Origin of the sequence: Corynebacterium genitalium ATCC 33030 (assembly GCF_000143825.1) — a bacterium.
In the GTDB taxonomy this organism is placed as follows: Bacteria; Actinomycetota; Actinomycetes; order Mycobacteriales; family Mycobacteriaceae; genus Corynebacterium; species Corynebacterium genitalium.
This window is the reverse complement of sequence record NZ_CM000961.1, coordinates 520,306-533,230: the sequence shown is the minus strand read 5'-3', so window position 1 is coordinate 533,230 and position 12,925 is coordinate 520,306. Positions and strand designations below refer to the sequence as shown.

The following is a 12,925-nucleotide window of genomic DNA, read 5'->3' as shown; positions in this document are numbered from 1 at the left end:
CCATCATAGAACGGAACTAGACCGGCTAGTCTAATCGAGGCCCCCGTAACAGCTCTGGCAGGGCTTTTGCTGCCGTGTCAACCAAAGTTACATTTGAAATTCTAGACAGCTCGGTATGCATTGGGGTGACCTCAATAATGGGAGTCCCCAATTCATGCGCGAGCAGCGGTAACCCGGCCGCCGGAAACACCACCCCGGATGTGCCCACGATGACGACCAAGTCCGCCTCAACCATGCGCCGCTCCGCCTCGTCCCACTCCTTCGGGGGCAACGGCTCACCGAACCACACCACCCCCGGACGCACCAGGTTCCCGCACAGCGGGCACGACGGAGGCGTGAGCTTTTCGACGGGCTCTTCCGGCAGCTCAATCTCCCCCTTATACGGCCGCGAACAGATGGAGCAGCGGAACTCGAACAGGGAGCCGTGCAGGTGCACGATATCGTCCGGGTTGTTTGGGCCGTCAGGGGTGCTGTTGACAAGCACGGCGCGTTCATGCAGATTATCGATGTTCTGCGTGGTCACAGTGACCCGCACTCCCTCGCGGCGGCCCCATTCAGCGATAGCGAGGTGCCCGGCGTTCGGTTCGGCGCGGCTGGCCAGGCGGGCGCGCCAGAGGTACCAGGCCCACATGGGTTCAGGGTCGCGTGCCCAGGCATCGATCGAAGCCATTGCCTGCGGGTCGACGTTTTCCCACACCCCCGTAACGGCATCGCGGTAGGTGGCGATGCCACTGTCGGCGGACATGCCAGCACCGGTGAAGACTTCCACCCGTTTCGCGTCCCCGACAAGCTGACGTGCATATTCGAGTCCGTCCATGGGCCCCACTGTACCGTTACGTGCAAAGTGCCTTGAAGGGTTAGACTCTGCGTCTATGAGTTCATCCATCTCGGTTGGTTCTGCGGGCAGCGACCGCCAACCCTCGCTCCTCGACGCGACGTGTGAAGACTTCGTCTACGACCTCGCGGAGCTTTCACCTACGGTGGCCACCGAGATCGGCATTCCCGGTCACGACCACGGGTTGCAGGACTTCAGCCCCGAGCACTGGCACGCCATTGCTGACCGCATCCGCGACTTGATCGCCGACGTCGACGCGCTGAACGACGGCACCGACGACTCCGACGATGACGATGATTTCGATGGAGTCGATTACGTCACCGGCGCTATCTTGCGCGACCGGATGGCCGTCGAGCTGGAGTTGCACCACCGCGGGGAGGACCTGCGGATGCTCAACAACATCACCTCGCCGGTGCAGGTCATCCGCAACGCCTTCACCATCATGCCGAAGGTGACAGATGAGGACTTCGACAACATCGCCTCCCGCCTGGGCCAGGTGCGTTACTCGCTGGCGGGCTACCGCGAGTCCTTGGCGGAGGCGGCGAGCCAGGGTGATGTCGCCTCCCAGCGCCAGATCGACGCCGTGATTAGCCAGTGCGAGGCGCTGGCCGAAGACGGCTCGATGTTCGAGGAGCTCGGCCTCGAGGCTGATGCCGAGCCGGTGCGCCAGGCGAAGGAGGCGTTCGCGGAGATGGCGGACTGGCTCTCTTTGGAGCTCGCCCCGCTGGCCGCGCACACCGACGCGGTGGGCCGCGAGCGCTACGAGCTGTTCTCCCAGTTTTTCCTCGGCCGCACCGTTGACTTGGACGAGGCGTACGACTGGTCGCTGGAGACCCTCGCTGAGCTGGTCGAACGCCAGCAGAAGGTCGCGGACGAACTGTACGGCGAGTGCACGGCGCGCAGCGCTTATCGACGTCTCGACGAAGACCCCGACTACACCGTCAACGACGACGTTGCTCTGGTCGATTGGATGCAGGCGATGAGCGACCGGCTGATCTCCCAGCTCGACGGCACGATGTTCACCCTGCCAGAGGAGATCAAGACGCTTGACTGCCGCGTCGACGAGAACCTCGGCGGTGGCCTGCGCTACACCCCTCCGTCAGAGGACCTGTTGCGCCCCGGCATCCTGTCCTGGTCGGTGCCGGAAGGTCAAGAGTGCTTCCACGCCTGGCAGCAGCTGGCCCGCATCTGCCACGAGGGCGTGCCCGGCCACCACGTGCAGCAGGGGATTGCCATGACGCAGCGCAACACCCTCAACCTGTGGCGTCGCACCTTGAACTGGAACGCCGCCCACGGTGAGGGATGGGCCGTCTACGCGGAGCGCATGATGGAGGAGCTCGGTTTCTTCGAGGACCCGGGCTACCGCATGGGCCTTCTTGATTCCCTGCGCCTGCGCCTGGCTCGCGTCGCTGTCGACATTGGTGTGCACCTGCACAAGAAGACCCCGGACGGTGTCGGCAACTGGGACGTGTCCTACGCCAAGGCGTTCCTGCGCGACAACACCGCCATGAACGAGCTGAACCTCACTTTCGAGCTCGACCGCTACATGGGATGGCCGGCACAAGCCACCTCCTACGCGCTCGGTTACCGCGACTGGATGGACCTGCGCGAAAAGGCCTGTGAGAAGGGGATGACACTGCTCGAGTTCCACGACAAGGCGCTGCGCCTGGGTTCTATGCCGATGGACATGTTGGCCCACCAGGTGCTGGGGCACTAACCACTCGGCCGGCCAGTTAGCGCCGCGGCAGCCGCCGGAGGATCTTCGGCAGCGCCGCCGCGAAGACGAGAATGCAGATCAACCTGATCAGCTGCAATGACACCACAGCCGGCCCGCCGCCTTCGCTGGACAGGGCGAGGACGGTTTCGAGGGCGCCGGGGCTCGTCGCTAAGTAGCCCTCGAAGTAGGTGATCCCGAGCCAGCGCGCGACCACCCACCCCGTGGCCGCGCAGGACGCCATGACCACCACGATGAAGGCGATGGTGGCGGGCAACAGTTGCGCGAAGCGTTTCAGGCCGGGCACGTCCAGGCCGCCGCCGCAGATCCACCCGACGGACATGAACGCCATCACGGCCAGCGGCTCGGGCGGGACGATCGGCACCGGCAACACAGCGGCCAGCACGGCGGTGAGAATGAGCGGGCCGAACACGCTCGCCGCGGGCAACCGCACCCAGGAGCCGAGCCGGTTGCCCACCACCGAGATCGCGGGGATGAGCAGCCACATCCACCACTGTCCGCTCGCGCCCGCGGAATGGCCCGCCCCGGGCGTGACCAGCAGGGAGGCGACGAGCGGTAGCGTCATCGACACCGCGAGCAGCCGCAGGTACTGGGTCAGGGCGACGTAGCGCATGTCGGCACCAAGCTCGCTCGCCAGCGCTGGCATGATCGACGCCCCACCGGACAGCATGGACAGCACGCCTGTTTCGCGGCTGACCCGCCCGCGGGAGTATCCGGCCAGTGCGAGCCCGCCGAAGAACCCGATGCCCACGATCACCGCCGCCGATACCAACCCCGGAACCAGGTAGTGCAGCAGTTCGCGCGGCGGCACCCCGGCCAGCGGCACTGCGGCGAGAACGCCGATGATCCCGCGGCAGAACGCGTAGAACTGCTTGTTCACGTGCAGTTCGCGGCCTGTGCCCAGCGCGGAGATCCCGGAGATGATGATCGCGGCGAGGATCCACGCCGCCGGCACGTTGAAACGCGACAGCGCAAGCCCCAACGCCACCGACGCCGGGGCGACGATCATCCACCGCTGCCACTGCTTCACGTCGGGCTATGCTACTCCCCGTGACTGTCCTCCTTGTTCTCGCCGCTGCGCTCGCGGGCTGGGTGGACGCGGTCATCGGCGGGGGAGGGCTGATTCTCATTCCGGCGCTCATGGCCGGCACGTCGCTTTCGCCGGCGGCGGTGTTGGCGACGAACAAGATCGCATCAGTCTCCGGCACGGGCTCGGCGGCGGTCACGCTGGTCCGTCGCGTAGGCGCGCCGCGGCATATCTGGGGTTACGCGCTCATTGCGGGGTTACTCTCAGGGTGCGGCGCGGCGTTCGCCTCGCTTATCGACGCTTCCATCCTCCGCCCCCTCATCATCACCCTTCTTCTGACCGTGGGGGTGTTCGTGGCATTCAACCCGTCGTTCGGGACGGCGTCGGCGAACCCGATCTTGACGCGCCGCCGCGTCGTGTTGGGCGCGTGCCTGGTGGCGGCAATTGGGTTTTACGACGGCATTTTCGGCCCCGGCACCGGCATGTTCCTCATCATGGGTTTCACGGCGTTGTTCGCCCAAGACTTTCTGCGCTCGGCCGCGATGGCGAAGGTGGTCAACACCGCCACCAACGTGGGTGCGCTGGTGGTGTTCATCTCGGCCGGGTTCGTGGACTGGCCGCTTGCGCTCGCCTTAGCGGCCGCGAATATCGTCGGCGCGCAGATCGGTGCCCGCACCGTCCTCGGTGGTGGGGCGCGGCTGGTCCGCTACGCCTTGCTGGCCCTCGTGGTGGTGCTTTCTGGCTATTTGATTTACCAGCAGATCGCGTAGCGGGCCACAGCTCGCGTTCAGCCCCCGGCGTTACGGTGAGTGTGTGCTTAGAACGATGAATGCGGTCGCCGTGACTGTCGGCCCGTTGGGCGGCGAGGACTGCGCAGACGTCGCGGACGTAGTGGAAGCGGCGTTATGGTTCGCGCGTCAAACCAGCGCGGAGAAACTTCGTCTCATCGCCGAGCCGGAGGAGATGCTGCAGCTCGCCGTCGCCCTGGCTACCCGGGAACACATCCCGGACAACCTCGTGCTTGTGGAAACCGGCCACGAGCTCAACGACGAGTTCGTCGCCGTCTCCTCCGACTTCGTCCTGAAACTTACTCGAGAACAAGCGAGCCGTTGACCAGACCGATCACGGCGAAGACAGCACCGACTGCAATGAGCGCCACCACGACCCATTCGAAGGTGTTGAACGGCTTTTCCTTCACGGCGAGACGCGTCCACACGTAGGCGATGAGGCCCGGGATGACGGCCAACGCACCGAATAGGACGTACACCGGGTCAGCTGCGTAAATCAGCCACAGTGAGTAGATGAAGCCGATAATTCCGATGGCGAGGTGTCGGCGGTTGTCGGTTGCGGAGACTTCGGGGCCGGAGTCGTCGAAAAGCTTTCCGGCGTGCGGGTGTGTCAGCCCCTTACCGCGCACCGCTAGCAGAATGAGGTACAGCGTCGAGAAGATGTACGGCAGCAAGTACATGATCGTGGCTAGCTGCACCATCGCGTTGTACGACGTCTCGTTGGCGAAGAAGAGGATCACGCAGAACTGCACCACCGCCGTGGAGATCAGCTGTGCGATGTATGGCGCGCCCGAGGCGTTTGTGGTGGCCAGACGCTTCGGCAGCAGGCCGTCTGTGGCCATCATGACGATCGGTTCCGCGCACAGCATCTGCCACGAGATGTAGGCGCCGAGCACCGACAAGCACAGGCCGATGGAGATGAGCACACCACCCCACGGGCCGACTGCAGCTTCGAGCACTGCGCCCATCGAGTTGTCCGGCAGCGCGGCGAGTTCTTCGCGGGTGAGCACGCCGTACGACAGCGTCGACACCGCTACCAGCAGCGCCAGCACCGACAGAAAGCCGATCACGGTCGCCCGGCCGACGTCTTGGCGAGAGCGGGCCTGCTTGGAGTACACCGACGCGCCCTCAATGCCGATGAAGACCCACACGGTGAACAGCATGATTCCCTGGAGCTGCTCGGACAGTGGAATGCCGGAGTTCTCACCCCAGAAGTCGAGCGTGAATTTGTCCCAGCTGAAGCCGACGAACGCGATGAGCACGATGAAGGCGAGGATGGGCACGAGCTTGGCGATCGTCGTGATCAAGTTCATCGCCGCCGCCTGCTTGATGCCGCGTGTCAGCGCGAAGAAGATACCCCACGTCAAAAGCGACACCGAAATGGCCATCACCCACGTGTTGTCCGGGTCGAAGAACGGGATGTAGTGGCCCAGCGTTCCGAAGAACAGCGTGGCGTACCCCACCTGCGCGATCACCGAGCCGAGCCAGTAGCCCCAACCGGAGGTGAAACCGATGAAGTCGCCGAGGCCGGCGCGCACGTAGGAGTACACGCCGGAATCCAGGTGCGGTTTGCGCCGAGCGAGGGTCTGGAAGACGAAAGCAACGGACAACATGCCCACGCCCGCGATCGCCCAGCCGATGAGCATCGCGCCGGGGCTGGCCACCGATGCAATATTCTGCGGCAGCGCGAAAATTCCGGAGCCGACAGTCGAACCAATAATGAGGGAGACCAGCGTCCAAATCGTCACTGAGGGCGCGCGCTGGTTATGGGCAGTACTCATAGATAAATAACTTAACTCATAGATAAATAACTTACTGTGTTAAGCCTATAAAATTCACATCCGGTTCTTAGTCCGCGCTGTCGCAGGCGCAGTCCACGGGTCCTCCGGCCAGGGGTGCTTCGGGTACCGGCCGCGCATTTCTTTGCGCACGTCCTGGTAGGGCCCGTTCCAAAAGCTCTCCAGGTCGTCGGTCACAGCGAGTTCGCGGCCCGCGGGCGAGAGCAGGTGAAACAGCACCCTCTCATTGCTTATCGACGGGCTCACCCCCAAACCGAAGCACTCCTGCAACTTCACCTTCACCACCGGCCGGCCGCTGCTGTAGTCAATGCGCGGGTGCGAGCCGCTCGGCACCGCCAATTTTTCGGGGGCGAGCTCATCCATCCTGGCGGCTTCGGGCCACGGGAGCTGTCGGGTAAGGGCGGCGTGCATATCCAGCTTGTCCAGTGGGGTGCCGTGGGCGAGCTGCTGGGTCTCTGGCGAGTAGTCGCCCTTTGTAACGTCCGGCCACGGGTCGCCGTGCTGGGCGTGGAGGAAATCGAGCCGCTCTTTGAGTCGTCTGGCTTTGTCGTCGAGGGGGAACTGCTCGAAGCTCAGGTGCTTCAGCGCCTCCGCCGCTTCCTCGGCGGTGAGTTGAATGGGTGTTGAATCCAGCTCAATGGCGCCTATGGAACGAACCCGGCGGCCGCGCACTTTGCCGCCCTCGAGCGTGGCTGTGGTCTCGGTGGTGACGCGGTGTGCGGGGAAGTCAGTCGCCGCCGCCGCGCGAATGATGGCGCCCTTGTGCGTCAGCTGTACTTCGGCGGCGACGATCCAGTCGGCGGGCGGGATGGACGAGTCGAGAGTCGCGCGGGTGCCGCTGGCCAGCAAGTATTCACGCTCGTCGAGACGCTTCGCCACCCACTCCGGGTAGGCGGAGGCGACCACATCGCCGGCCGGGACGGGCGCAGAATCTGGCACCATCTTCGCTAGGTGTTGGACCTGGTTCTTCGGCGCGCGGGCGTGGGCGTGGGCAAGGTCGCCGCCGATTCCCTCGGCGAGCGCAGCGACGGTCGGGGCGGCTCCGGAGCCATGTTCTAACAGCGCGGCACCGAGGCGCGGGTCGAGCGGGAGGCGGGATAGCTGCTCACCGAAGGGGGTGATGGCTCCGCCTTCGAGCGCGCCAAGCGCCTCCAACGTTCGATGCGCGGCGTCCAGTGCGCCGGCAGGTGGCTGGGTCAGTAGCGGTAGATCCGGTGAGCCCCACGCCGCCAACGTCAACGCCGCAGAGGTCAGGTCCGACGTGGCGATCTCCGGCACAATATCGGCGCTGAAGTGCTGGTAGTCGGATTCCGAGTACGCCCGCAGCACCTCACCCGGTCCGAGACGTCCCGCGCGGCCGGCACGCTGGTCTGCGCTCGTCTTCGCCGCTGAAACGGTGACCAGGCCCGTCATGCCGCGGGCAGCGTCGCGGCGGGGGACGCGCGACAGCCCGGCGTCGACGACGCGACGGACACCGGGGACGGTAATGGAGGACTCGGCAATGGATGTCGCCACGACGACCGGAGCATCACCGTTTAGCGCGTCATCTTGTTCTTTCGAGCTCAGCCGGCCATGGAGTGGCGCAGCGGAACCGTTCGGCAGGTGCGCGCAGACCTGGTCCACTTCGCGCACCCCGGGAACGAACACGAGGGTGCGTTCGCTGGCGCCGTGCGCCAGGTCGGCGACGTGCGCGTAGAACTCCGGCGACCCCTCAGCACGGCCCGGATGCGGGTGGTAGGAGACGTCCAGCGGATGGGTGACTGCTTCGGTGGAGAGGATCTGGGCACCCATGTGCTCCGCCAGGGCGGCCGCGTCGAGGGTGGCCGACATCGCCGCCAGGTATAAGTCCTCGCGCAGGAAAGCGACCTCCATGGCCATCGCCAGAACAAGGTCGGTGTCTAGCTGACGCTCGTGAACCTCGTCGATGATCACCGCGCCGACACCGGTCAGCTCTGGGTCGCGCAGCAGGCGATTGAGCAGGACCCCCGGCGTGACGAACTCGACTAGCGACCCATCACGGTGCTCACCGCGGATGGAGTAGCCGACGCGGTGGGGGGAGCCGTCGAGAAGCGAAAGGCGTCGCGCGGCCGCACGCACCGCAACTCTGCGCGGGGCCGTGACCAGCGTCAACCCTTCGACTTTGTTGCTGATCGCCGGCGGGACCAGCGTCGTCTTACCCGTGCCGGGCGGAGCCTCAACCACCAACGGGCCGTGCGCGGGCAGGTCGCCGATCACGCCGGCGACGGGGAGGCCCTGGCCAATCACGGAGAGGTCGAACATGTCGGACCAGGGTAGCCGAAATGCACACTGTAGTGCGCAAAGCGCGGTTTACACGGGTTTGCGGGGCGCTTTAATGTCAGGAAGCGAAGGGGGAAACATGACATTTCACAGCCACACTTTCCACTACCAGCCAGACCGCAACGACGACTACAGCTACCCAGCCGCCATCATGGCCACCGATCTGTCCACGGGGGAGACAGTCAGTGCCATCCTGCGCGTCGACCATCCAGCCGCGCCCGCCGCGCACGACGCCCGCGCCGTCGCCGCATTGCACAAGCTTATCGACGAGTTCTACGCCAACTTCACCATCGGCATCCCATTCCACGAAGTGCCTACCGGCGACCACATCACCTGCGAATGCAACCCGGACGTCGAAGGCGACGACATCGATGCCGCGCTGACCATGCTCATGCAGGTCCACGTGACCGGCCCAGCGCAGCTCGCCGCCGGCGCATACGAAACGTTCACCATCGACTACCGGCCGAACCAGACTGAGCACTACCCGCTGGCGATCTTCAGCTACCACCAGACCAGCGGCCGGTTCACCGGTTTCGCACTTGCGGAACCGAACCCGTTCCTACCGCGCCTCAACCGCCAGCAAAAGCGGACAATCAAACGCGAAATGGACGCCTTCTTCCACCGCCTCAACGCCGGTAACGCCCAAGAGGCACTGAGCAGGCTCGACCGGCCGCGGTTCGGTGTATTCCGCATCGATCACTACCACACCCGCAACATTCACAAGGCCCTCCAGTTAGGAATCACTGACCTCTACATGGCCCACTTCGGCGACAGCGCTGAGGAATTCGACGACGAGATCGAGGACTACTGGGACTACCTCGATGACCTAGAAGACCTCGAAGATCTAGAAGACCTCGACGACTTCGATGACTTCGACGACTTCGACGACTTTGAGGAGCGCAGCGCCTAGCCCGCGCTTTCCTCACCCGCACCGTTCAGCTTCCGCACGACCTTTCCCGGCACCCCGGCGACCAGCGAGTCGTCGGGGATGTCGCGCGTGACCACCGTCCCCGCCGCGATGACGCAACGGTCGCCGACGGTCACGCCGGGTAACACCATGGCGCCGGCGCCGAACCAGCAGTCGTCGCCGATGCGGACGGGGCGGCCGCGCTCCCAACCGTCGGCACGCTGCTGGGCGTTGTCGACCGGGTGCTCAACGGTGATGATCTGGCAGGCCGGCCCGAACAGCGTGCGCTCGCCCACCGTCACTTCGGCTACATCGAGGATGACGCAGTTGTAGTTGAGGAAGCAGTCCTCGCCGAAGGTGGTGTGGATGCCAAACTCGAAGTGGATGGGGGCGAAGACACCGGGGAGGGAGGAACCTTGGGCAAGCATTGCGCGCAGCAGCTCCTCGGCGCGGGCGGGATCTGTGTTGCCGAGCGCGTTGAATTCACGCATCAGCTTCCACACCTTTGCGTGCGCGGCCTCGGGCTCGGGTGACCCAGGTTGGTACCAGTTGCCGGCGGCGAGATCGCGGAGGGTGTAGTCCATGTCCGCCAGGGTAGACTTCCCCGCATGGAGAAAATTGCTGTAGTCACGGGCGGTTCCGCTGGCATCGGGGAGGCTGCGTGCCGGGCGCTCGCGGGTGACGGGTGGACCGTGTACGTTGCGGCGCGGCGCGCAGAGCGGTGCCGCGCTATTGCCGACGAGATCGGTGGTGTCGCGGTGGAGCTGGATGTGACGGATCAGGGGAGCGTCGATAAGCTTGCGGAGCTTGTGCCGCGCGTGGATCTGCTGGTCAACAACGCGGGCGGCGCGAAGGGCCTTGATTTTCTGCGCGACGCGAAGCCGGAGGATTGGGACTGGATGTACCAGACCAACGTCATGGGCACCGTGCGCGTGACCAAGGCGCTGTACCCCGCGCTCGTGGCGGCTGAGGGCCTGGTCATCAACGTCGGATCGGTCGCAGGATGGGACGCTTATGTCGGCGGCGCCGGATACAACGCGGCGAAGTTCGGTCTGCGCGCCCTCACGCGCGCTTTTCGACGAGAAGAAGCCGCCACCCCCATCCGCATCACCGAAATCGACCCCGGCCGGGTGGAAACCGACTTCGCCTTCAACCGCCTCGGCGATGAAGAAAAAGCCGCGCAGGTCTATGCCGATAAACTCAACCTCACCGCCGAGGATGTCGCCGAAGCGATCCGGTGGGTTGCGTCACTGCCACCGCACGTCAACATCGACACGATGAACATCATGCCGCGCGACCAAGCAGAACGCTAAACATTAGGAGCTAGTAGTGACTGTTTCGACCTATCTCGCCCTGATCGGCATTTGGATCGCCGCAATCGCCAGCCCGGGGCCTGATCTCGTGCAGATCATCCGCGTCGGTGCGAAGTCGCGCGCCGCCGGTGTCGCCTGCGCGTTCGGCATTATGGCCGGCAACGCGCTGTGGATCGCGGCATCCCTGCTAGGGCTTGGCGCCCTGATCCAGGCTGTGCCGCAGGTGCTCGCCGTGCTGCAGCTGATCGGCGGGGCCTATCTGCTGTGGATGGGTGTGGGCGCGGTACGTTCCGGGCTGGCAGCGCGCGGCCAGGGTGCTTCCAGTGTCTCCGCCGCCGCGACAGACACTACCGATGCGCCACCGGCTGGCACCGTGCTATCCGCGCGCCGGGCGTTCGCCACCGGTGTACTCACCAATCTTTCCAACCCGAAGGCGGTGCTGTTTTTCGGGGCAGTGTTCGCTCAGTTCATGACACCGGGGATGGGCTGGGGGTGGGTGGCCCTCATCCTCGTCACACTGGTGCTAATTGGGGTGGCGTGGTTTGTGGGGTTCGCGGTGGGCGTCGATAAGTTTGCGGGCGTTTTGGCGCGCTGGGGGCACATTGTTGACGTTGTGACGGGCGTGATCTTCGTGGCGCTGGCGGTGTGGATGATCGCCGAAGGCGCGCTCAGTATCGCCGCAAGCCTTTAAATTCTCACACCTAGACACACCTTCACCTCCAGTAACAGGTGAGCTGGGGAAGCTGGAACCGCGCTTGGGCCGCTGGGCAGAACGTGAGTCCACGGGGTACAACAACGCTGTGAGAACCATGGCAAAACGAATGTGCGCGCTGGTGATAGCCGTCGGTCTGGCGCCGGCCGCACACGCAGTAGATGTGAAGCGCGGCGCGCCAGGCGGACGAACCGCGGTGGCCGTCTACCACCCGGACGGATCGTGGACCGGGTCGCTGGACGCGCACCAGCCGCGCGCGGCGCTGTCGCTGAGCAAGCTCTACCTCGGCTACTGGGTACTCCAGCACGGTGCGCCCGTGGATAAGGCCCAGGTAGAGCACATGATTCGTGTGTCGCCAGACTCGATCGCGGCACACCTTGACCGCCGGTACCCGCAGGCCATTGACGCTGTCGCGCGGCAGTTCGGCCTGACCAACACCGCGCGCCGCGGCCGCTGGGGTAACACGGCGACCTCGGCTTATGACGCTGCCAAGTTCGTCGAGCGCATCCGCCGCGACCCGCTCGCCGCGCCGATCATCCGCGGCATGCGGACCGCCTCCCCGATCGCGCAGGACGGCTTCCGCCAGGACTACGGAACGTCGCGTCTCCCCGGCGCCGAGGGGACGAAGTTCGGCTGGTCCGACGACCGCCGCTCCTACACCGCCACCGTCAGTTTCGGCCCCGGCTGGGCCGCCGCCGCGATGACGGTCGGTGATGCGGGTGCGAACACGCACGACGCGCTGGCCATGATCGATCCGGCGCAACCGGCCCCGTCTGCACCGATGAGCTCGGTCGGCCCGTGGAGCATCCCGCTCGTCCCGCTCCGCGACATTCTGCCCCCGCAGGTCCCGTATCAGATCCGTGACGCCGTTCCGCGCGATGTCCTCGTGCCCGCGGGACCGGTACAATTCAGGCCATGATCCTTACAACGACGCCTACCGTCGAAGGCCGGCGCATCACGGAGTACATGCGCATCATCGGCGGCGAGACCATTGCCGGCATGAACATGTTCAAAGATATGGGCGCGGGTTTCCGCAACATGGTCGGTGGCCGCGCCAGCTCGTGGGAGCAGGAGCTGGTCCGTTCCCGCGATAGCGCGCTCAACGAGCTGTGGGAGCGTGCCCGCCAGATCGGCGCTGACGCGGTGGTCAACATTGAGTTGGATTACTCCCCGATGGGGCAGGGCAACACGATGATGTTGGTTGCGGCGACCGGCACTGCCGTGAGACTCGATTAATGGATCTGCCCATTAAGCTCGGCCAGTTTCTCAAGCTGGCCAATCTCGTCGAGTCCGGAGGCGAAGCGAAAGAGCTCATCGCCACGGGTGAGGTCGCGGTCAATGGTGAGGTAGTCACGTCGCGCGGCTTTTCGCTTGACGACGGCGACGAGGTCTCCCTCCCCGGCCACACCATCACCGTCACTGGTACCGGTGCAGGCGACGATGACGACTACTTTGACGAGCGCACCGCGAACGACGATTTCGACCCTGAGAAGTGGAGGAACCTCTAACCC

General features: G+C 65.0%; 14 protein-coding genes. 9 read left to right on the top strand and 5 right to left on the bottom strand.

The features are described from left to right. Positions 1-25 precede the first annotated feature (25 nt). A complete protein-coding gene (locus HMPREF0291_RS02545) occupies positions 26-817 on the bottom strand; it encodes an SIR2 family NAD-dependent protein deacylase (protein ID WP_005287480.1) in 792 nt (263 codons plus the stop codon). A gap of 55 nt (positions 818-872) precedes the next feature. On the opposite strand from HMPREF0291_RS02545, the gene HMPREF0291_RS02540 reads away from it, so the two are divergent. Continuing rightward, positions 873-2,552 (top strand): DUF885 domain-containing protein, encoded by a 1,680-nt coding sequence (locus HMPREF0291_RS02540; protein WP_005287478.1) that lies wholly within the window; start codon positions 873-875, stop codon positions 2,550-2,552. Positions 2,553-2,568: 16 nt separating this feature from the next. Here HMPREF0291_RS02540 and HMPREF0291_RS02535 read toward each other — a convergent pair whose 3' ends face one another. Further along, positions 2,569-3,600: an AbrB family transcriptional regulator gene (locus HMPREF0291_RS02535; protein WP_005287474.1), complete on the bottom strand. Its 1,032-nt coding sequence runs from the start codon at positions 3,598-3,600 to the stop codon at positions 2,569-2,571. Between the two features lie 8 nt (positions 3,601-3,608). Here HMPREF0291_RS02535 and HMPREF0291_RS02530 point away from each other — a divergent pair, with 8 nt between their 5' ends. Then, positions 3,609-4,367, top strand: coding sequence for a TSUP family transporter (locus HMPREF0291_RS02530; protein WP_005287471.1), 759 nt, complete (start codon positions 3,609-3,611; stop codon positions 4,365-4,367). Between the two features lie 43 nt (positions 4,368-4,410). After that, on the top strand, positions 4,411-4,710 hold the full coding sequence (locus tag HMPREF0291_RS02525; RefSeq protein ID WP_156774787.1) for a hypothetical protein: 300 nt from the start codon (positions 4,411-4,413) through the stop codon (positions 4,708-4,710). On the opposite strand, the gene HMPREF0291_RS02520 is transcribed toward HMPREF0291_RS02525, so the two are convergent. Continuing rightward, on the bottom strand, positions 4,685-6,166 hold the full coding sequence (locus tag HMPREF0291_RS02520) for an amino acid permease (RefSeq protein WP_005287466.1): 1,482 nt from the start codon (positions 6,164-6,166) through the stop codon (positions 4,685-4,687). The two genes, HMPREF0291_RS02525 and HMPREF0291_RS02520, sit on opposite strands and share 26 nt — an antisense overlap. 54 nt (positions 6,167-6,220) lie before the next feature. Next, a complete protein-coding gene (locus tag HMPREF0291_RS02515; RefSeq protein ID WP_005287463.1) occupies positions 6,221-8,464 on the bottom strand; it encodes an ATP-dependent RNA helicase in 2,244 nt (747 codons plus the stop codon). Between the two features lie 97 nt (positions 8,465-8,561). Between HMPREF0291_RS02515 and HMPREF0291_RS02510 the strand changes: the two genes are divergently transcribed. After that, positions 8,562-9,392 carry a hypothetical protein gene (locus HMPREF0291_RS02510; RefSeq protein ID WP_005287460.1) on the top strand — a complete coding sequence of 277 codons (831 nt, stop codon included), beginning with the start codon at positions 8,562-8,564 and terminating at the stop codon, positions 9,390-9,392. Here HMPREF0291_RS02510 and HMPREF0291_RS02505 read toward each other — a convergent pair. Next, the gene (locus HMPREF0291_RS02505) at positions 9,389-9,973 is read right to left on the bottom strand and encodes a sugar O-acetyltransferase (protein ID WP_005287457.1); all 585 of its coding nucleotides are present in this window, start codon (positions 9,971-9,973) and stop codon (positions 9,389-9,391) included. The genes HMPREF0291_RS02510 and HMPREF0291_RS02505 overlap by 4 nt on opposite strands. A gap of 24 nt (positions 9,974-9,997) precedes the next feature. On the opposite strand from HMPREF0291_RS02505, the gene HMPREF0291_RS02500 reads away from it, so the two are divergent. The 5 genes from HMPREF0291_RS02500 to HMPREF0291_RS02480 all read left to right on the top strand — a co-directional run bounded on the left by HMPREF0291_RS02500 (position 9,998) and on the right by HMPREF0291_RS02480 (position 12,922). Then, positions 9,998-10,702: an SDR family oxidoreductase gene (locus HMPREF0291_RS02500; RefSeq protein ID WP_005287454.1), complete on the top strand. Its 705-nt coding sequence runs from the start codon at positions 9,998-10,000 to the stop codon at positions 10,700-10,702. Between the two features lie 16 nt (positions 10,703-10,718). Beyond that, the gene (locus HMPREF0291_RS02495; RefSeq protein WP_005287451.1) at positions 10,719-11,393 is read left to right on the top strand and encodes a LysE family translocator; all 675 of its coding nucleotides are present in this window, start codon (positions 10,719-10,721) and stop codon (positions 11,391-11,393) included. Positions 11,394-11,511: 118 nt separating this feature from the next. Continuing rightward, the gene (locus HMPREF0291_RS02490; RefSeq protein ID WP_156774786.1) at positions 11,512-12,333 is read left to right on the top strand and encodes a serine hydrolase; all 822 of its coding nucleotides are present in this window, start codon (positions 11,512-11,514) and stop codon (positions 12,331-12,333) included. After that, positions 12,330-12,650 carry a heavy metal-binding domain-containing protein gene (locus HMPREF0291_RS02485; RefSeq protein ID WP_005287446.1) on the top strand — a complete coding sequence of 107 codons (321 nt, stop codon included), beginning with the start codon at positions 12,330-12,332 and terminating at the stop codon, positions 12,648-12,650. The genes HMPREF0291_RS02490 and HMPREF0291_RS02485 overlap by 4 nt, the downstream gene beginning before the upstream one ends. Continuing rightward, positions 12,650-12,922, top strand: coding sequence for an RNA-binding S4 domain-containing protein (locus tag HMPREF0291_RS02480; RefSeq protein WP_005287443.1), 273 nt, complete (start codon positions 12,650-12,652; stop codon positions 12,920-12,922). Before HMPREF0291_RS02485 ends, HMPREF0291_RS02480 begins: the two co-directional genes overlap by 1 nt. Positions 12,923-12,925: the final 3 nt, after the last annotated feature.

What these genes read in the sequence shown, in the direction of transcription:
- HMPREF0291_RS02520 (WP_005287466.1), bottom strand. Translation starts at nt 6,166, where the DNA reads ATGAGTACTGCCCATAACCAGCGCGCGCCCTCAGTGACGATTTGGACG.
- HMPREF0291_RS02480 (WP_005287443.1), top strand. Translation starts at nt 12,650, where the DNA reads ATGGATCTGCCCATTAAGCTCGGCCAGTTTCTCAAGCTGGCCAATCTC.
- HMPREF0291_RS02510 (WP_005287460.1), top strand. Translation starts at nt 8,562, where the DNA reads ATGACATTTCACAGCCACACTTTCCACTACCAGCCAGACCGCAACGAC.
- HMPREF0291_RS02545 (WP_005287480.1), bottom strand. Translation starts at nt 817, where the DNA reads ATGGACGGACTCGAATATGCACGTCAGCTTGTCGGGGACGCGAAACGG.
- HMPREF0291_RS02485 (WP_005287446.1), top strand. Translation starts at nt 12,330, where the DNA reads ATGATCCTTACAACGACGCCTACCGTCGAAGGCCGGCGCATCACGGAG.
- HMPREF0291_RS02530 (WP_005287471.1), top strand. Translation starts at nt 3,609, where the DNA reads ATGCTACTCCCCGTGACTGTCCTCCTTGTTCTCGCCGCTGCGCTCGCG.
- HMPREF0291_RS02505 (WP_005287457.1), bottom strand. Translation starts at nt 9,973, where the DNA reads ATGGACTACACCCTCCGCGATCTCGCCGCCGGCAACTGGTACCAACCT.
- HMPREF0291_RS02515 (WP_005287463.1), bottom strand. Translation starts at nt 8,464, where the DNA reads ATGTTCGACCTCTCCGTGATTGGCCAGGGCCTCCCCGTCGCCGGCGTG.
- HMPREF0291_RS02500 (WP_005287454.1), top strand. Translation starts at nt 9,998, where the DNA reads ATGGAGAAAATTGCTGTAGTCACGGGCGGTTCCGCTGGCATCGGGGAG.
- HMPREF0291_RS02490 (WP_156774786.1), top strand. Translation starts at nt 11,512, where the DNA reads ATGGCAAAACGAATGTGCGCGCTGGTGATAGCCGTCGGTCTGGCGCCG.
- HMPREF0291_RS02540 (WP_005287478.1), top strand. Translation starts at nt 873, where the DNA reads ATGAGTTCATCCATCTCGGTTGGTTCTGCGGGCAGCGACCGCCAACCC.